At 58.8% G+C, this 17,210-nt stretch carries 17 protein-coding genes; 13 read left to right on the plus strand and 4 right to left on the minus strand.

From position 1 onward, the window contains the following. Nucleotides 1–14: 14 nt before the first annotated feature. On the plus strand, nt 15–257 hold the full coding sequence (locus CKW26_RS21055) for a DUF1652 domain-containing protein (protein ID WP_095050019.1): 243 nt from the start codon (nt 15–17) through the stop codon (nt 255–257). Between the two features lie 4 nt (nt 258–261). Here the strand turns inward: CKW26_RS21055 and CKW26_RS21060 are convergent, their stop codons facing one another. Beyond that, nucleotides 262–624, minus strand: coding sequence for an NUDIX hydrolase (locus CKW26_RS21060; RefSeq protein WP_095050020.1), 363 nt, complete (start codon nt 622–624; stop codon nt 262–264). Nucleotides 625–847: 223 nt separating this feature from the next. Here CKW26_RS21060 and CKW26_RS21065 point away from each other — a divergent pair, with 223 nt between their 5' ends. Beyond that, nucleotides 848–1,045, plus strand: a complete 198-nt coding sequence (locus CKW26_RS21065; protein WP_095050021.1) for a DUF2188 domain-containing protein — start codon at nt 848–850, stop codon at nt 1,043–1,045. A gap of 68 nt (nt 1,046–1,113) precedes the next feature. Here the strand turns inward: CKW26_RS21065 and CKW26_RS21070 are convergent, their stop codons facing one another. Continuing rightward, the gene (locus CKW26_RS21070) at nt 1,114–1,353 is read right to left on the minus strand and encodes a hypothetical protein (RefSeq protein WP_016983018.1); all 240 of its coding nucleotides are present in this window, start codon (nt 1,351–1,353) and stop codon (nt 1,114–1,116) included. A gap of 184 nt (nt 1,354–1,537) precedes the next feature. Here CKW26_RS21070 and CKW26_RS21075 point away from each other — a divergent pair, with 184 nt between their 5' ends. The 5 genes from CKW26_RS21075 (at nt 1,538) to CKW26_RS21095 (ending at nt 6,728) form a co-directional block, all read left to right on the plus strand. Continuing rightward, the gene (locus CKW26_RS21075; protein ID WP_095050022.1) at nt 1,538–1,873 is read left to right on the plus strand and encodes a hypothetical protein; all 336 of its coding nucleotides are present in this window, start codon (nt 1,538–1,540) and stop codon (nt 1,871–1,873) included. A gap of 333 nt (nt 1,874–2,206) precedes the next feature. Next, entirely contained in the window at nt 2,207–2,719 is a 513-nt protein-coding gene (gene fae, locus CKW26_RS21080; protein WP_093437400.1) for a formaldehyde-activating enzyme, read from the plus strand. A 10-nt stretch (nt 2,720–2,729) separates the two neighbouring features. Next, a complete protein-coding gene (locus tag CKW26_RS21085) occupies nt 2,730–3,764 on the plus strand; it encodes an aldo/keto reductase (RefSeq protein ID WP_095050023.1) in 1,035 nt (344 codons plus the stop codon). Continuing rightward, nucleotides 3,761–5,194, plus strand: a complete 1,434-nt coding sequence (locus CKW26_RS21090) for an NAD-dependent succinate-semialdehyde dehydrogenase (RefSeq protein WP_095050024.1) — start codon at nt 3,761–3,763, stop codon at nt 5,192–5,194. Before CKW26_RS21085 ends, CKW26_RS21090 begins: the two co-directional genes overlap by 4 nt. Nucleotides 5,195–5,363: 169 nt before the next feature. Further along, a complete protein-coding gene (locus tag CKW26_RS21095) occupies nt 5,364–6,728 on the plus strand; it encodes an MFS transporter (RefSeq protein ID WP_095050025.1) in 1,365 nt (454 codons plus the stop codon). Between the two features lie 300 nt (nt 6,729–7,028). Here CKW26_RS21095 and CKW26_RS21100 read toward each other — a convergent pair whose 3' ends face one another. After that, nucleotides 7,029–7,904, minus strand: coding sequence for a LysR substrate-binding domain-containing protein (locus CKW26_RS21100; protein WP_095050026.1), 876 nt, complete (start codon nt 7,902–7,904; stop codon nt 7,029–7,031). Nucleotides 7,905–8,113: 209 nt separating this feature from the next. Beyond that, nucleotides 8,114–9,292: a hypothetical protein gene (locus tag CKW26_RS21105; RefSeq protein ID WP_095050027.1), complete on the minus strand. Its 1,179-nt coding sequence runs from the start codon at nt 9,290–9,292 to the stop codon at nt 8,114–8,116. Nucleotides 9,293–9,478: 186 nt separating this feature from the next. On the opposite strand from CKW26_RS21105, the gene CKW26_RS21110 reads away from it, so the two are divergent. From CKW26_RS21110 to CKW26_RS21135, 6 genes are all read left to right on the plus strand, one after another. Then, a complete protein-coding gene (locus tag CKW26_RS21110) occupies nt 9,479–10,411 on the plus strand; it encodes a LysR substrate-binding domain-containing protein (RefSeq protein ID WP_095050028.1) in 933 nt (310 codons plus the stop codon). Between the two features lie 233 nt (nt 10,412–10,644). Then, entirely contained in the window at nt 10,645–12,069 is a 1,425-nt protein-coding gene (gene aldA / locus CKW26_RS21115; protein WP_095050128.1) for an aldehyde dehydrogenase, read from the plus strand. Nucleotides 12,070–12,151: 82 nt separating this feature from the next. Next, nucleotides 12,152–13,471: a nitrate/nitrite transporter gene (locus tag CKW26_RS21120; RefSeq protein ID WP_095050029.1), complete on the plus strand. Its 1,320-nt coding sequence runs from the start codon at nt 12,152–12,154 to the stop codon at nt 13,469–13,471. A gap of 1 nt (nt 13,472) precedes the next feature. Beyond that, complete coding sequence (locus CKW26_RS21125; RefSeq protein WP_095050030.1) at nt 13,473–14,690, plus strand: mandelate racemase/muconate lactonizing enzyme family protein; 1,218 nt, start codon at nt 13,473–13,475, stop codon at nt 14,688–14,690. A gap of 163 nt (nt 14,691–14,853) precedes the next feature. Then, complete coding sequence (locus tag CKW26_RS21130; protein WP_095050031.1) at nt 14,854–16,467, plus strand: GMC family oxidoreductase; 1,614 nt, start codon at nt 14,854–14,856, stop codon at nt 16,465–16,467. Between the two features lie 102 nt (nt 16,468–16,569). After that, complete coding sequence (locus CKW26_RS21135; RefSeq protein ID WP_095050032.1) at nt 16,570–17,175, plus strand: DUF6338 family protein; 606 nt, start codon at nt 16,570–16,572, stop codon at nt 17,173–17,175. Nucleotides 17,176–17,210 lie beyond the last annotated feature (35 nt).

Here is a 17,210-nt window from a genome sequence, read left to right on the forward strand (position 1 = left end):
CGAGGCGTGCACTCATGCTTGCCATTAACGAAATTTGCCGGATTGTCGAATCCGGCTTTCCTGCGTTCAAGTGCGAGTGCATTCCGAATTCGCAGGGCCTGCTGCAGATCAAGGTTTATGAGGCTGACAGCGAGCGCGTCGAATTGCTGCTCACTGGCGTTTCCCCGGAACACCTCGTCACGATCCGTGACATTTCCAACTTCATCGGTGAATTACGCACCGAAATGAGCGCTGGCCGTCGAGCCTTCGCGGGCTAACACCTCATAAACGCCGTTGAAACGCTTCAACGATGCGCAGCGTCGCCTCGCTGGTGTGCAGATTGCGCACCGCGTCCAGTGGGTGCCAGATGCAATCGGTGATCTCGTTCTGGGGGCGCACTTGCTCAAAGTCCGGCACGGACGCCTCGTAGACATGGTGCCGCGTGCTGCCGCTATGCAGTTCCATCAGGTACAACACATCGTCGGCGGCAAGGCCGGTTTCTTCCTGCAATTCGCGCACGGCTGCCTCTGCCCGGGTTTCGCCGGGCTCGACCTTGCCGCCGGGCAATGTCCAGCGGCAGTGGGGTTTGCGTACCAGGAGAACGTGGCGATCCTGTTCGCATATAACGGTTGCGCGTACTTTCATCTGTTACCTGTTTACTGCTTGTCACGAGATAGTAATAAAACTGCAATATTTGAGCCGGGGCCAGCAACAAAGGTTTCCTTGGAGTTTGGAGCGTTTGCGGCGGGGAAAAGTGCCAGATCCATGACGGATGCGGCTTGCGACACCCGGTCGGCATTTCGGGCGGATCAGGGTGTAAGGTAAAAGCGTGAAGCTGGATCTGACCGTTAGCGAAATGGAGGTGTCCATGAGCATGCCGATGTTGAACAAGATGCACATGAACGGCTATGACGTGCTAAGCGTGAACAATGGCCCATGGCGGGTTTGCACCCAGGGCGATCGGCTGGCGTCGTTTGGCAGCCAGGAGGAAGCACTGGCCTATGCCGCCGCACTGCCTGGCTACAAAAAACGCTCGACGCGCGCGCAAAGTCACAAAACCCACTGACAGGCAGGCTGTAACGAAAGAGCCCCGGCATGTGTCGGGGCTTTTGTTTAGGGTAGGGCGGGTGGGTCTCAGTGGACCTTGGTTCGGCTGATGGCGCGGGCTTTCACTTCCTTGGCATAGAGTTGCAGCCGTTCCTCATCGCTTTGCAGTACCTCACAGGATCTCAGCACGCTTTGCGCATCTGCCTCGTTACCGGATTTGCGCAGTTGTTCTGCGATACGTTTGAGGTCGACCGCCGACCATCTCAAGTCCGATGCAACGCTTTGCAGGTCGCGTTGAAGTTCGTGTTCGTATTCATTGAGCCGCATGATCACCTCCAGAACATTCTCGGTAGAAAAGAGTAGTCGCATTTTTCGTCGATGGGCAAAGCCTGTTCGTCAGCACGCTGAACGGTTGTGAAAAGTTGTGCAGATTGCGCCAAGGGCGCGGTGCCACGATGGATGTAGTGCCGCTTACACGCTACATTCACTTTTTTCAGATCAGGAATACACCATGCGGATATGGATCGGGAGTCTGGCGTTGACCCTGTTGGCAGGTTGCTCGTTGCCGGCATCGCTGGTGCCGGGTGAGCCGAATATCAGCAAGACCAGCGCCAAGTCGCCCAAGGACTATGCTGCGTGTTTATTACCGTTGTGGCAGCGGGATGTCGCGAAAACCTCGCAGACGTCGATTTCCAACGGCTACCGCATCACCGCGCCGAGCATCATCACGGCGGACGAGATTCTCGACATCGTCAAGTACAAGGATGGCAGTCGGGTTTCGCTGTATCAGGGGCCTCCGTGGGCCAAGTCCGGGTCGTTGCGCCAATCGGTGCGTGACTGCCTGTAACCACGCCTGCAGGCGGTGTGCATCGAGCGCCGGCCATCAATGGCCAATCCGGACGCATCGCCTTCAACCATCCCGCTCTCTGAGCGGGTTTTTTTTGCCCGCGAGAAGGGCTATGACTAAAACTCATTGCCCCATGATTTTTAATGGTTACGGCCGGCTCCAGTCCCGGTGTTAAAAAATCGCAAACACAGCTCATCAATAACAACCAGAGAGCGTTTGCAGCCATGTCCCATTTCTCCCGCCGCAACTCACCGCGCCCGTTATTGACCACACACGCCACTCGGCCCGTGTGAGCTATCGAACATCCCTCGTATCGCACAAGAGTAATGACTGATGAAAGAACTCGACCTGTACATCGGTGAAGGTTTCGAAGGCCCGGGCGTGAACGCCGCGCACATCAATATTCTGATTGGCCCGCGTAACGGCCCGGCCGGGCAGGCGTTCGCCAACAGCCTCGCGTCGCCGAGCCAGGGGCACTGCCCGTTCATGGTGATTGCGCAGCCGAACATCCCGGTCAAACCGATGACCTTGTACGTGAATAAAGCCGCGATCAGCAGCGACCTGCACGGCAACGCCACGTGGGGCGCCTCGCAGGCCGGGATCGCCAAAGCCGTGCTCGAAGCGCTGCTCGACGGCACGCTGCCGCCGGAAGCCGAAGACGAATGGGCAATCGTCACCGCCAATTGGGTCAACCCGGCGTGCGACGACCTCGATGCGGTGTACCTGAACAACTACAACGCCTGCCGCACCGCGATCCGCGCGGCACTGACCGGCAAGCCGGAAACCGCGCAACTGAAAGACGTCGTTGCGCACATCAGCAATCCTTTCTACACGCCAAAAGCCTGAGGTCGACGCCATGCAATACATCCGTTTGGGCAACTCCGGCCTGCAGGTTTCGCGTCTGTGCCTGGGCACCATGAACATGGGCACGCCGGACTGGAAACCGTGGATCTTCAATGAAAAGCAGAGTGAGCCGATCGTCGCGCACGCACTGGACAACGGCGTGAACTTCATTGACCTCGCCGACTTCTATTCCGCCGGTGTCGGCGAAGAGGTGGTGGGTCGCATCGTCAAGCGTCTGGCCCGTCGCGAAGATCTGGTGATCACCACCAAAGTCGGTTACGGCACCCGCAGCGGCATGAACGCCAGCGGCCATTCGCGCAAGCACATCATGGACAGCATCGATGCCTCGCTGAAGCGTCTGGACATGGATTACGTCGACGTCTTCATGCTGCATTACTTCGATGTGAACACCCCGGTCGAAGAAACCATGGGCGCCTTGAATGACATCGTGCGCTCCGGCAAGGCCCGTTACATCGGCGTTTCGACCATGCTCACCGGGCAACTGGCGAAGATCCTCATGGCCTGCGAGCGCAATGGTTGGGTCAAACCGATCAACATGCAGCTGCAACTGAACTGCGCTTACCGCGAAGAAGAGCGCGAAATGATTCCGTTCTGTCGCGATCAGGGCATCGGCGTATCGGTGTTCAGTCCTTTGGCGCGTGGTCTGTTGACCGGTGACGTGCAGTCGACCCGCAACCAGACCGACTTTTTCACTCAGCAGATGTACAGCGACGAAGCCTCGTTCGAAATCGCCCACTCGGTGCAGCGCGTAGCCCGAGCTCGCGGTGTGTCGAATGCGCAGATCGCCCAGGCTTGGGTGGCGAACCATCCGGGCGTTGATTGCATGCTGGTCGGCGCCGACACCACCGCGCAATTCGACAGCGCATTGGCCGCACTTGAAACCAGGCTCGACGCTGATGAATTGCATGAGCTGGAACGCAATTACACCCCGTGCGACGTGATCAACGATTACACCGCCGGCAAACGCATCCTCCGCTCGGCGCGTCCGGGGCTTGAGCGTTTCACTCTGCAGGGAGCGGTGGCATGAGCGATTTGATCCGTCACGGCAACTTCATCGATGGCCAGTGGGGGCAGGGCGGCGCGACCTATCCGGTGCGCAATCCGGCCAACGGCGAGCTGATCACTGAGGTGCAGAAGGCTGGCGCCGAAGAGACCAACCTGGCCATCGACGCCGCCCACCGCGCACTGCCGGCGTGGCGCAAATTGACCGCGAAGGAACGCAGTCAACGCCTCAAGCGCTGGAGCGAATTGATGCTCGCCAACCAGAAGGATCTGGCCACGCTGCTCAGTCGTGAACAAGGCAAGCCGCTGGCCGAGGCCATGGGCGAAGTGGTTTACGCGGCGAGTTTTCTTGAGTGGTTCGGCGAGGAAGCCAAGCGGGCCTACGGCGATGTGATCCCGAGCCACAAGGCCGATGCGCGAATCATCGTGGTCAAGGAAGCCATTGGTGTGGTCGCGGCGATCACCCCGTGGAATTTCCCGTTGGCGATGGTCACTCGCAAGGTCGGGCCGGCGCTGGCGGCGGGTTGCACGATGATTCTCAAACCATCGGAAGAGACGCCGCTGTCGGCCTTTGCCTTGGCCGTGTTGGCCGAACAGGCGGGGATTCCGGCCGGTGTCTTCAACATTGTGTCCGGCGATGCCGTCGCCATCGGTGGCGCGCTGCAGGCATCGAGCATCGTGCGCAAATTGTCCTTCACCGGCTCTACTCGCACCGGCAAGTTGCTCATGCGTCAGGCCGCCGACACCTTGAAAAAGGTCTCGCTGGAACTGGGTGGCAACGCGCCGTTCATTGTCTTCGACGATGCTGATCTGGATGCCGCAGTCAAAGGCGCAATGGCCTCGAAATTCCGCAATACCGGGCAGACTTGCGTGTGCGTGAATCGCTTCTTTATTCAGGGCGGCGTCTACGAAGCCTTCACCGGCAAGCTTGCGGAAGCGGTGGCGGCGATGCGCGTCGGCAGTGCACTGGACGGTGACACCGAACAAGGTCCACTGATCAACAGCGCGGCGCTGGCCAAGGTGGAAAGCCATGTCAGCGATGCCCTGGAGAAGGGCGCGAGACTGTTGTGCGGCGGCCGCCGCCACGCCTTGGGCGGCACGTTCTACGAGCCGACCATCCTCACCGAAGTTAACGGCGACATGCTGATTGCCCAGGACGAAACCTTCGGTCCGGTGGCAGCGTGCTTCCGCTTCAAGGACGAGGCCGAAGTGCTGAAACGCGCCAATGACACGCCTTTCGGGTTGTCGGCGTATTTCTACAGCCGCGACTTCGGCCGGGTCTGGCGTATGGCTGAAGGCCTGGAGGCGGGCATGGTCGGGATCAACGAAGGGATCATCTCCACTGAAGTGGCACCGTTCGGCGGAATCAAGGAATCGGGCCTCGGTCGCGAAGGTTCGAAGTACGGTCTGGATGACTATCTGGAGATCAAATACCTGTTGATGGGTGGTCTCTGATTCCCCGAAAACAACAATCTTTGTGGGCGCTGAGCCTGCTCGCGAAGACGGTCTATCAGTGGAAAGTAATGTGACTGACATGCCGCCTTCGCGAGCAAGCTCGGCTCCCACAAAAAGCAAAAGCAAGAGCAATCGGTTTCTCCGTCAATAACAACAATTGGAGACGAACATGTCCGCTCAACCCATAAAAATCGATGACCTGCCGATCGGCCGGTTTCACATCAAGATCGCCGGCCTGACCTTCGGCGCGCACTTCACCGACGGCTACATTCTCGGCCTGATCGGTATCGCGTTCACCTTGCTCAGTCCGCAGATGCAGCTGGATGCGTTCTGGCAAGGCTTGATCGGCGCGTCGGCGTTGATCGGGCTGTTTCTCGGCAGTCTGTTTTTCGGCTGGATCTCCGACAAGGTCGGCCGCCAGAAAATCTTTCTGGTCAGTTTTGTGCTGATCACCGTGGCCTCGGTGATGCAGTTTTATGTCGAAACAGCGATGAGTCTGTTTCTTTGCCGAGTGCTGATCGGCATCGGCTTGGGCGGCGACTTCAGCGTCGGCCACGCGATGCTGGCCGAGTTCTCGCCGAAAAAACATCGCGGCGTTTTGCTCGGTTCTTTCAGCGTGATCTGGACCTTCGGTTACGTTGCCGCAACCTTCGCTGGCACGGCGATGCTCAGCCTTGGTGATGATGCCTGGCGCTGGATGCTGGCATCGTCGGCGATTCCGGCGGCGTTGATCCTGATCGCGCGCATCGGCACGCCGGAATCACCGCGCTGGCTGGTCAATCAGGGACGCATCGCCGAGGCGCGGGCGATCGTCAAAAAACACTTGGGCGATAACGTCGAACTCGACGAAACCCGCTCTACGGAAACCCGTTCCGGGTATGCGGTGCTGTTCAGCCGTGAGTACCGCAAGCGCACCGCGTTCAACTGCCTGTTCTTCGTGTGCATCGTGATGCCGTACTTTGCGATCTACACGTTCCTGCCGTCGATTTTGCAGAAGATGGGCCTGGCCGAAGGATTTGGTACCGAGTTGATGTTGAACATGCTGCTGATCCTCGGCGCGCTGATCGGTATCTGGTGCACGATCAAATTCACCCGGCGTGGATTCCTCATCAACTCGTTCATCATTCTCGCGGCGGCGCTGTTTCTGCTGGCGGTACTGCCGGGCAGTGCGGCGTGGCTGATGGTGCTGGTGTTTGGTCTGTTTACGTTGGTGTTGTCGGCGGTGAGCAATCTGGTCGGGGTGTTCCCGGCGGAGAGCTTTCCGACCGAGGTTCGCGCCAGCGGTATCGGGCTGGCGACGGCAGTGAGTCGCTTGGGGTCGGCCGTCAGTACGTTCCTGCTGCCGGTGAGTGTGGCCGGGATCGGATTGAGCCCGACGATGGGCATTCTCGCGGCGATTCTGGCGATTGGTGCATGGCTGTCGTGGGCGTGGGCGCCGGAGACCAAGTCGCTGACGTTGAGTCAGGCGTGCAAGGCGCAGACCACGGTGGAGGGGAGTTCGATTGTGGTGAGCAAAGTCGTCACGCCGATTTGATGTGCAAGGCTTAAAACCTCCCCCCCTCACCCCAGCCCTCTCCCCAGAGGGGCGAGGGGAAAGGGGGCCGATCTTTGTGGCTTTCAACGTTTGCGTTCGACTCGAGATTTCAGATCGGTGTCCCCCATACATTCACCCCGACCAGTTCCCTCTTCCTTTGTGGGGCGAGGGGGAAAGGGGGCAGATCTATGTAGTATTCAGAATCTACGTCCGACTCGATATTTCAGGTTGCCGCACTTCGCACATTCACCACCGTCAGTTCCCTCTCCCTCCGGGAGAGGGCTAGGGTGAGGGGCTCTTTCAGGGATTGCTCACCAGGCTCAGCCAATCGGTGAACAGCTTCACTTTCGACAGGCCTTGCTTGTCATTCGCCACATCCAGCCAATACCCATACGGGCCGATCACTTCAATCGGAGTGATCGGCACCAGGCTGCCGTTGGCCAACTCCTTCTCGATCATCTGCCGATCAATCACCGCCAGTCCGCCACCCGCCAGTGCGGTGTGAATCACCTGATCCAGCGTGCTGAATTCCAAGCCTTGTCCCGCATCGATATCCTCTCGCCCCATCGCCGCCAACCAGTTCTCCCAGACCTTCAGACGCTTGCCGTCATGCAGAATGTGCAACAACGGAAACTCGTGCAGGTCTGGCGCTTGATCGCCGTTAAACAGCTCCGGACTGGCCACCGCAATATGCCGTTCCATGACCAATAACTGACTGGCGCAGTGGGTTGACGCGGCGAGGCCAAAACGAATGTGGCAATCGATGTCCGCGAGGCTGTCGTGACTGGCCTGATTGGTCACGCTGAGGCTGATATCGGGGTAGCGCTGGCAGAACGCGCGCAGGTGTGGCGACAGCCAGCGTGTCGCCCAGGTCGGTGGGGCGAGTACGCGCAGGCGCTGGCGCAGATTGGGCACGCGTACCGCTTGCAGGGCGCGTTCCATATGGTCGAAGGCTTCGGCCAGATGCGGTTTGAGATTGCTGCCGGCTTCGGTCAACGAGAGGCCTTGCGGGGTGCGCACGAACAGCGCGACGCCGAGGTAGTCTTCGAGTTGTTTGATCTGGCGACTGACTGCGCCCTGGGTGACGTTAAGGCCGAGTGCGGCCTGGCTGAAGCTGCGATGACGCGCGACTTCTTCGAACACGCGCAGGGTGTTGAGGGAGGGCAGTTTACGCATGGAGGCAGAACCCCGGATCGAGCGTTTGGCTCGGTTTGTTTTTGTAGGTTTTGTTTGTAGGGGGTATCTGACTATTGGTGAGGGTTTGATGCAAGTGGAGTTTGTGCGGGCGCCTTCGCGAGCAGGCTCGCTCCTACCCTGGAATGCAATTCCAATGTGGGAGCGAGCCTGCTCGCGAAAGCTATCTCATCGGCGCAATCATGTCGGGATCAGAAGTAGTAACCAACGTTCACATACAACTGGTTCTCCCACTGATCCAGCCCACCCGCAGCCAGACTCTGGGTGTAACTGCTGCCGCCAATGTACGGATCATTCCGGCCAAACAACCACTCGGCCGCGACCCACAATTTGCTCACCGAAAACGAGCTGCCGAGGATCATCCGCTCTGACGTCTTGTAGCCGCTGGCGGATTTGTCGAAGGCGCTGTAGTTGGCGTAAAGCTTGACCCCGCTGACCTGATCAAAGAGGTATTTGCCTCCGACGTCATAGCTCAGGTCGGCCACGTACAGATTGCCGCGACTGGCGACGTTGTAGGTGCCGTCGTAGCCGCCGAGGGTGACCACTTCATCACTGCCGGGATTGCGCGGCGACATCTGTTGCCGCGCCGCTTGCAGTTGCACGCCCCAAGGCCCGTTCTTGCCCAGATAGTGGATGGCCACGGCGTTGCGCCGGCCATCGCTGTGGGTGTCGCGGTTTTGCAGGCTGGAAGTCAGGCCGGAGACGCCGACCTCGGACTTCCACGGGCCCAGATCGAGTGCCTTGGCCACGCGCAGCACCAGGGTGTTGCGCTCCTGATTGTCGCTGCCGTCAGCCACGTAACTGTCGGCCTCGGAGACGATGCTGGAGTAGCTCACGCCATTGCTGGTGCCTTTGCCTTGCCACGCCGGGCGCAGGTAGTAACCGGCCTGGACGTTCCAGTCGCCACTTTGCTGGATGTACTTGGCGCCGACCTGTTGCACGTCTTCGAGGCCGATAACGTTGCCAAGGGTTTCGTAGAAGGTGCTGCCGAAGTACGGCTGCAAGCCGAACGGCACGGTGTTCAGGCCGACCTGCACTTGCTGATCGGGATTGAATTTGTAGCCGACCCACGCGAACTTGGCGAACTGGATGTCGCCGTAGTTTTTCGTGTACTGGTAGGGATACGAACGACCGTAAAAGCGGTACTGCGCTTCACCGATCCAGCTGTCGGAATTGTACTTGGCACTGAGGAATACCGTGTCGAGGCCGAACTTCTGAATGTCGCGATCCGGGTCCAGGTCCCAGCGCGCTCGAATGGCGCCGCCCAGATCAAGATTGTCGGTGACCTGCACAGCCATCGCCGGAGCGGCAATGCTGCAGAACAGGACGATGGACGTGGTGCGCAAGCGAAAGGAAGCAGAGAAGGGCATGGAGCGGCTCTCGATTGTTTTTATTAGAGATGCCGCGCAGTTTTGCCATCCGCTGGTGGTTGAACAAACGATAAAAACGGTGAGTAAACCTGCGTCGAATGCATGTTACTCGGAAATTCCTGTAGGACAGTCCGGCACAGTCGTGGGATGCTTTGCGCCCTGTCAGTGGTTTTCGAGTGCCTTGATATGAAACGCAAAATGCCCGGCCTGAACGCACTCAAAGCGTTCGAGGTGGCCGGCAGCACCGGTAGTTTTACCCGCGCCGCCGAGTTGCTCAATGTCACCCAAAGCGCCGTCAGCCGGCAGGTGCGGCAATTGGAAGAACAGCTCGGCGAGAGTTTGCTGGAGCGCCGCCATCACCATTTGGAGCTGACCGGTGCCGGCAAGATCCTCCTGCGGGCATTGCACCAGTCATTCGACAAGATCGAGCTGACAGTGCGCAGCATTCAGCAGAAAACCCACTCCAACCGCTTGCATATCAATGCGCCGCCAACCTTTACCAGCCGCTGGTTGATGCCGCGTCTGGGCCGTTTGCGCGAGCAACACCCGGAGCTTGAGTTGAGCATCACCACACGCTTGCAGGACAGCCTCGCGGAAACCAGCACGCTCGATTGTGCGATCCGTTTTGGCGACGGCGAGTGGGACGGTCTCGACAGTTCATTGTTGATTCAGGAGCGCCATATCGCCGTGTGCGCCCCCTCTCTGTATGCCCGCGAAAGTGGCGAGTCGGGCATTGATCTCAATCGCCTGACGTTGTTGCACGTATTGGCCAGGGAGGATCAGCGTTATCTGACCTGGAAACATTGGCTCGATGCGGCGCGGATCACCGGCGTGGATACCCAGGGCGGCTACGAGTTCGATCTACTGGATCTGGCGATTCGGGCGGCGACCGATGGTCTGGGCATCACCATTGCCGACTGGCACATGGTCGCGGCCGAGTTGGCCAGCGGGCAGTTGACGCAAGTGCTGAATGTGCATGTGGAGGGGCACCAGTCGTATTGGCTGGTGACCCGGCCGGAGCAGACCGAGATGCCGCAGTTGCAGGTTTTTTCGCAATGGCTGCAAGAGGAAATCTGGCTGGCGCAGCGCCAGTTAGAGCCCTCGACCGCTGCTATCTGAGTCAGCCCAGATTCCCTTGTAGGAGTGAGCCTGCTCGCGATGGCGGTCTCTCAGCGAAAAATATGTGACTGACCACCACCATCGCGAGCAGGCTCACTCCTACAGGGGGTTTATGCTGATACGGGGGTAACCTGCATTTTTCGAATGTTCCACCGCCCGATAAATCGTTTGTTCAACCCGCCATCGATGACAAGACTAGTTGCATTGATAAAAACAAACGATGGGCGATGCACATGCGAACCGAGCGAAATTTTGTTAACGGCCAATTTATCGAGCCTGCCAGCGCGGCGCTGATCGCGGTCTACAACCCTGCCACCGAAGCGTTGCTCGGTCATGTGTCGGGTGCCACCGCCGAAGAAGCCACCGCGGCGGTCGATGCGGCGGCAGCGGCACAAAATGTCTGGGGCAAACTCACCAGCATCGAGCGCGCCGAACATCTGCGAGCCTTGGCCACCGCCCTTGAAGATCGCGCTGAAACCATCGGTGCCGCACTGGCCGCCGAATCCGGCAAAAGCGTTAGCGATGCCAGCAACGAAGCCCGTTACGCCGCGCAGATCACTCGCTACCACGCAGAGTGGGCGCGCCGTATCGAAGGCGAAATCATCCCCAGCGACAGCCCTGACGAAAACCTGTTTCTGCACCGCGAGCCGATCGGCGTCGTTGCCTGCCTGATCCCGTTCAACTACCCGGTTTACACGTTGCTGCGCAAAATCGCCCCGGCGCTGATCGCCGGTAACACCGTGGTGGTGCGCCCGAGCAACAACACACCGACCTCGGCATTTGAAATTGCCAAAGCGGTGCAGCAATCGGGCATGCCGGCCGGTGTGATCAACATCCTGACCATGGATCACGCCACGGCAGCGGCCGTTTGCACCCATAAAGCCGTGGGCCTTATTACCCTAACCGGCAGCGTCAACGCCGGGCGCATCGTTCTCGATTATTGCAAGGCAAACATCGCCAAACCTTCGCTGGAACTGGGTGGCAAGACCCCGGCGATCATCGAAGCGGATGCCGACCTGGAAGCGGCCGCGACAGCAATCATCGCGTCGAAAACCACGCATTGCGGCCAGTTGTGCACGGCGGTAGAGCGTGTATATGTGCAGGAAAGTGTCTACGACCGGTTCCTCGCACTGCTCAAGGCCAAAATCGCTGCAGTGAAATTCGGCGACCGCGCCACCGACGCCCACCTGATGGGACCGCTGGTCAACGCCAGTTCGCAGCGGAACATCCACGCTTTGGTCGAGCGCGCCATCGCTGCCGGCGCGACGCTCGAAAGCGGTGGCGTGTTGCCGCAAGGGCCGGGGCATTTCTATCCGCCGACTCTGCTCAGCGGTTGCCGTCAGGACATGGAAATCGTCCAAGAAGAAATATTCGGTCCGGTGCTGCCGGTGCTCAAGTACTGCGACATTGATGAAGCGCTGGCGATGGCTAACGATCATCAGTTCGGTCTGTCATCGGTGCTCTACACCGAGAACTACCGGACCGCACAGAAAGTCGCCAACGCCATCGAAGCCGGCGAGTTGTACGTCAATCGCACCCCGGCCGACCCGTATCAGGGCTACCACGCCGGCTGGAAACGCTCGGGCCTGGGCGGCGATGACGGCAAGCACGGCATGCTCGAATTCACCCAGACCCGACTCGTGGTCATGAAGTACTGATCCACCGCAACACGCCTCACGCTGCACCTATAAAAACAATTATCAGGGGCGCCCGGAGCACGGGTCGCCCGAGGTCACTTCAATGTCCAAGCATGCATCCTCTGCTGCCGCTGTTCAGGGTTCCACGTCGGCTGTGAAAAGCCAGAGCGACAAGGGAAGTCGCTATTTCCAATTGATGTTGCTGGTGCTCGCCGCCGGCGCAATCTATCCGATTCTCTATCTTCGTCAGGTCTATCAAACGACCATGCTCGAGGTGTTCCAGATCAACCACAGCGAGCTGGGTTATTTGTACTCGATGCTCGGCACGATTTTTCTGCTCAGCTACTTGCCTAGCGGTTGGCTGGCCGACCGCATTGCGCCGCGCTTTCTGATTTTCTTCTCGCTGGTGGCCACCGGTGCTCTGGGCCTGTGGTACTCGACGGCACCGTCGATGAGCGGGCTGATGATCATCTTCGGTTGCTGGGGGGTGACCACCGGTTTGACCTTCTGGGCCTCGGTGCTCAAGCGCGTGAAGATGATTGCTCATCACACGGAACAGGGCCGGTTCTTCGGGATTCTCGACGGTGGTCGCGGGCTGGTTGAGGCGTTGCTGGCGACGGTCGCGCTGGGTCTGTTCGCGTTTGCCACGGAGACACGGGGCGAGTCGACCGCCGAAGGCTTCAAACACGTGGTTTATCTGTATGCCTTCACCTGTATCGCCATCGGTTGCTTGCTGGTGCTGATCAAGGACCCGAAGTCGATGGAAGACACGCCCGCGGTGGAGAAGGGCAAGTTCAATCTGCTCAGCGATCTGGGCACGCTGGTGAAGATCCCGGAGCTGTGGCTGGTGACCGCCATCGTGTTCTGCGGGTATCACATCTTCTGGGCGACCTACAGTTTCTCCGATTACTTGCAAGGCAGCGGCATGACGGCGGTCATGGCCGGCACCATCACCACGATCAAATTGTGGATGCGCCCGATCGGCGGCATCGGTGGCGGCTGGCTGGGCGACAAATTCTCGAATATCTCGGTGCTGATCGTCGCGCTGCTGCTGGCCAGTCTGGCCATCGTCGGGCTTATCGTATTTCCGGGACTCAACAGTATGGGGCTGCTGATCGGCACGGTGATTTTCATCGGTCTGATGACTTACGCGATTCGTGGTCTGTACTGGGCGATTCTCGACAGCTGCAACATTCCGCTGCGCATCACCGGTCTGGCCATCGGCATCGTCTCGGTCGTCGGTTACATGCCGGATGCCTTTATCCCGCTGATCAACGGCTACCTCACCGAGCACTTTCCCGGCGCCCTCGGCTACAAGCTCTACTTCGGCTACATCGCGACTATCGGTCTGATCGGCACCCTCGCTGCTGTGACCTTGCGTGCCCGAATCAATCGTCAATCTTCGAAAAAAGCAGGTGCCTGAGATGAAAATCATCGCCCTTGAAACCCATATCGTTGCCGTACCGCCACCGCACATCGGCGGCATGTACTGGCTGTTCGTCAAGCTGAAGACCGATTGTGGCATTGAAGGTGTCGGCGAGATCTACGCCGCGACCTTCGGCCCGAAAGCCATGTTGCCGATTATTGAGGACGTGTTCGAACGCTACCTGCTCAATCACGATCCGCACCACATCGAGCGCTTCTTTCGCCAGGCGTATTCCAGCGGATTCACCCAGCGTCCCGATCTGACCATGATGGGCGTGGTCAGCGGTCTGGAGATGGCCTGCTGGGACATCATCGGCAAAGCCGCGAACAAACCGGTTTACGAGTTGCTCGGCGGCAAGGTCAATGAACGTCTGCGTTCCTACACCTACCTGTACCCGGTCAACAGCCGTGGCGAGTACGACTACGACGATCCGGATCTGGCCGCCGAGTGCGCGATAGAGAACATGAACAAGGGCTTCACCGCCGTGAAGTTTGATCCGGCCGGCCCTTACACCGCGTACTCCGGGCACCAGATTTCGCTGGAAGTGCTGGAGCGATGCGAAACCTTCTGCCGCAAGATTCGCGAAGCAGTCGGCGACAAGTGCGACCTGCTCTTCGGCACCCACGGGCAGATGGTGCCCTCGTCGGCAATCCGCCTGGCCAAGCGTCTGGAGAAATACGACCCGCTGTGGTTCGAAGAGCCAGTGCCGCCGGGGCAGGAAGAGGCCATGGCGCAGGTCGCGGCGAAGACCAGCATCCCGATCGCCGCTGGCGAGCGCCTGACCACCAAGTACGAATTCTTCAAGCTGTTGCAGGCTGGCGGCGCGTCGATTCTGCAGATGAACGTGGCGCGCTGCGGCGGTCTGCTCGAAGCCAAGAAGATCGCCAGCATGGCCGAAGCCTACTACGCGCAAATCGCCCCGCATTTGTACAACGGGCCGATTGGCGCGGCGGCGAGTTTCCAGTTGGCGACCTGTACGCCGAATTTCCTGATTCAGGAAAGCATCGAGACGTGGGGTGGCTTCCACGCGCAAGTGCTGACCAAACCGTTGCAGTGGGAGGACGGCTACATCATTCCGTCCACGGAGCCGGGCCTGGGGGTTGAGCTGAACATGGACGTGGTGCGCAAGCATTCGCCGTACACCGGCGAGCGTTTGCACCTGCAGATGGCGCCGACCCCGGTGGACGTGAAAGACAACTCACCAGCTCGCGGCTGACAGAGGCTTTAATTGCCAGGCCAGTCCCCTGTTGACGTGAGCTCGCTCGCGAACCGACGGGGTGTCAGGCAATGAAACTGCAAGCTGACAGGCAGTCTTCGCGAGCAAGCTCGCTCCCACAAGGGCGGCGAATTTTGTACAACGACTTACGCGGTAACCGTGCATGACATACGACTACATCATCGCTGGCGCTGGCGCCGCTGGCTGCGTGCTGGCCAACCGGCTCTCGGCCTCGGGCCAATACACCGTGCTGTTGCTGGAAGCGGGCGGCAAGGACAGTTCCCTGTGGTTCAAGATTCCGGTCGGCTTCGCCAAAATGTATTACAACCCGACCTTCAACTGGATGTATTACAGCCAGCCACAGAAACAACTGAGCAACCGCGAAATCTATGCACCGCGCGGCAAGGTGCAGGGCGGCTCCGGCTCGATCAATGCGATGATCTACGTGCGCGGCCAGGCTCATGATTTTGATGATTGGGCCGCCAATGGCAACGACGGCTGGGGCTTCAAGGACGTGTTGCAGTACTTCCGCAAACTGGAAAATCATCCACTGGGTGACAGCGAATATCACGGTGGCAGCGGCCCGATCAGTATTACGCCGATGAAGGGCCAGACCCATCCGATCTGCGATGTGTTTCTTGAGGGCTGCTCGGAACTTGGCTATCCGCGCAGTGAAGATTTCAACGGAGCGAAGTTCGAAGGGGCGGGTCTCTACGACGTTAACACCAAGAACGGTCAGCGCTGCTCCAGCAGCTTCGCGCACCTGCATCCAGCACTGAAGCGGCCGAACCTGACGGTCGAACACTTCGCGTTGGTGGATCGGGTGTTGTTTGATGACGCGCAACAACATGCGACCGGGATCTCGATTACTCAGCATGGCGTGGTACGAACCTTCACCGCACGCAAGGAAGTGATCTTGTGTGCAGGTGCCGTCGACACACCGAAGATCCTGCAACTGTCCGGCGTGGCGGATCGTGAGCTTCTGGCCAAACATCAGATTCCCTTGGTCAAACACCTGCCGGCAGTCGGGCAGAACCTGCAGGATCACCTGTGCGCCAGCTATTACTACAAGGCCAATATCCCGACGCTCAACGATGAACTGAGTTCGCTGTTCGGTCAGTTCAAACTCGGCGTGAAATACCTGCTGACGCGCAAGGGCGCCTTGGCCATGAGCGTCAATCAGGCCGGTGGTTTTTTCCGTGGCGACGCGCAGCAGAATCATCCGAACCTGCAGCTGTATTTCAACCCGCTGTCGTACCAGATCCCGAAAAACAACAAGGCCAGCCTCAAGCCTGAGCCGTATTCCGGCTTTCTGCTGTGCTTCAATCCGTGCCGGCCGACCAGCCGTGGGCATATCGAAATCGCCTCGAAAAATCCCCGGGATGCGGCGCTGATCGATCCGAATTACCTGAGCACGCAAAAGGATATCGACGAGGTGGTTCAAGGCAGTCGCCTGATGCGCAAGATCATGAATGCGCCGGCGCTAAAGTCCATTACCGTTGACGAGGTTTTGCCTGGGCCGGCGGTAGAAACAGACGAACAGATGTTGCAGTACTTCCGTGATAACTGTGGCTCGATCTATCACCTCTGTGGTTCGTGCGCGATGGGCGCTGACGAGCAGACGTCGGTGGTCGACAAGCGGCTGAAGGTGCACGGTTTCCAAGGGTTGCGGATTGTTGATGCGTCGATCTTTCCGAACGTGACATCGGGTAATACTCACGCGGCGGTGTTGATGGTGGCGGAGAAGGGCGCGGATCTGATTTTGCAGGATGCGTAATGAGTGGTGACAGTTGCGCGTGAGGGTTTTCAGCCGTGTGCACTAGGCTTTTGAGGGGCGGTCGATAGTCAGATCGGCCGGTCTTTCAAGGAGCCTCGGATCATGGATGATCTGGTCAAAGAAGTTATTCCGCTGTTGCAGTACCTGATTCCCGGTTTTTTGTCGGCGTGGATTTTTTACTCGCTGACGGCGTTCAAACGACCGGATACGTTTGGGCAGATTGTGCAGGCGCTGATTTTTACGTTTGTGATTCAGGGCGCGGTATTGGGGATTGGGGCAATTTGTCTGTGGGTGGGTTCGAAAGGCTTTTCTTTAGGGAAATGGGATGCTCGGGCGGAAGCATTGTGGGCATTTATTGTTTCAGTATGTCTCGCCGGGCTTTTCTGTTATTTGGCTTCAAACGGGATGTTGCATGTGTGGCTACGCAAGCGACACCTGACACGCAAAAGCTCCCATCCTAGCGAGTGGTACAGCGCTTTTGAACGACAGGATCGCCTTGTCACTTTGCAACTGAATGACGAGAGGCGATTGTTTGGCTGGCCTTTGGAGTGGCCTTCCAGTCCCTCGGAGGGGCAATTTATCTTGCTGAATCCACAATGGCTTGGCGATGGTGGCGAGGTGTTTACTTTTGGCGCCGAATTAATGGTGATAGATTCCTCAAAAGTTCAGTGGGTCGAATTCAATTCTGTCGAGGAGGTTGTTTCATGAGCGCAAAAGCACCCAATCCCATGCCACCTCACGTG

This window comes from Pseudomonas sp. Irchel s3h9 (assembly GCF_900187475.1).
GTDB lineage: Bacteria > Pseudomonadota > Gammaproteobacteria > Pseudomonadales > Pseudomonadaceae > Aquipseudomonas > Aquipseudomonas neuropathica.

Excerpts from the sequence above, each read along its gene's own strand:
- CKW26_RS21055 (WP_095050019.1), top strand. The coding sequence starts at position 15 with ATGCTTGCCATTAACGAAATTTGCCGGATTGTCGAATCCGGCTTTCCT.
- CKW26_RS21060 (WP_095050020.1), bottom strand. The coding sequence starts at position 624 with ATGAAAGTACGCGCAACCGTTATATGCGAACAGGATCGCCACGTTCTC.
- CKW26_RS21065 (WP_095050021.1), top strand. The coding sequence starts at position 848 with ATGAGCATGCCGATGTTGAACAAGATGCACATGAACGGCTATGACGTG.
- CKW26_RS21070 (WP_016983018.1), bottom strand. The coding sequence starts at position 1,353 with ATGCGGCTCAATGAATACGAACACGAACTTCAACGCGACCTGCAAAGC.
- CKW26_RS21075 (WP_095050022.1), top strand. The coding sequence starts at position 1,538 with ATGCGGATATGGATCGGGAGTCTGGCGTTGACCCTGTTGGCAGGTTGC.
- fae (WP_093437400.1), top strand. The coding sequence starts at position 2,207 with ATGAAAGAACTCGACCTGTACATCGGTGAAGGTTTCGAAGGCCCGGGC.
- CKW26_RS21085 (WP_095050023.1), top strand. The coding sequence starts at position 2,730 with ATGCAATACATCCGTTTGGGCAACTCCGGCCTGCAGGTTTCGCGTCTG.
- CKW26_RS21090 (WP_095050024.1), top strand. The coding sequence starts at position 3,761 with ATGAGCGATTTGATCCGTCACGGCAACTTCATCGATGGCCAGTGGGGG.
- CKW26_RS21095 (WP_095050025.1), top strand. The coding sequence starts at position 5,364 with ATGTCCGCTCAACCCATAAAAATCGATGACCTGCCGATCGGCCGGTTT.
- CKW26_RS21100 (WP_095050026.1), bottom strand. The coding sequence starts at position 7,904 with ATGCGTAAACTGCCCTCCCTCAACACCCTGCGCGTGTTCGAAGAAGTC.
- CKW26_RS21105 (WP_095050027.1), bottom strand. The coding sequence starts at position 9,292 with ATGCCCTTCTCTGCTTCCTTTCGCTTGCGCACCACGTCCATCGTCCTG.
- CKW26_RS21110 (WP_095050028.1), top strand. The coding sequence starts at position 9,479 with ATGAAACGCAAAATGCCCGGCCTGAACGCACTCAAAGCGTTCGAGGTG.
- aldA (WP_095050128.1), top strand. The coding sequence starts at position 10,645 with ATGCGAACCGAGCGAAATTTTGTTAACGGCCAATTTATCGAGCCTGCC.
- CKW26_RS21120 (WP_095050029.1), top strand. The coding sequence starts at position 12,152 with ATGTCCAAGCATGCATCCTCTGCTGCCGCTGTTCAGGGTTCCACGTCG.
- CKW26_RS21125 (WP_095050030.1), top strand. The coding sequence starts at position 13,473 with ATGAAAATCATCGCCCTTGAAACCCATATCGTTGCCGTACCGCCACCG.
- CKW26_RS21130 (WP_095050031.1), top strand. The coding sequence starts at position 14,854 with ATGACATACGACTACATCATCGCTGGCGCTGGCGCCGCTGGCTGCGTG.
- CKW26_RS21135 (WP_095050032.1), top strand. The coding sequence starts at position 16,570 with ATGGATGATCTGGTCAAAGAAGTTATTCCGCTGTTGCAGTACCTGATT.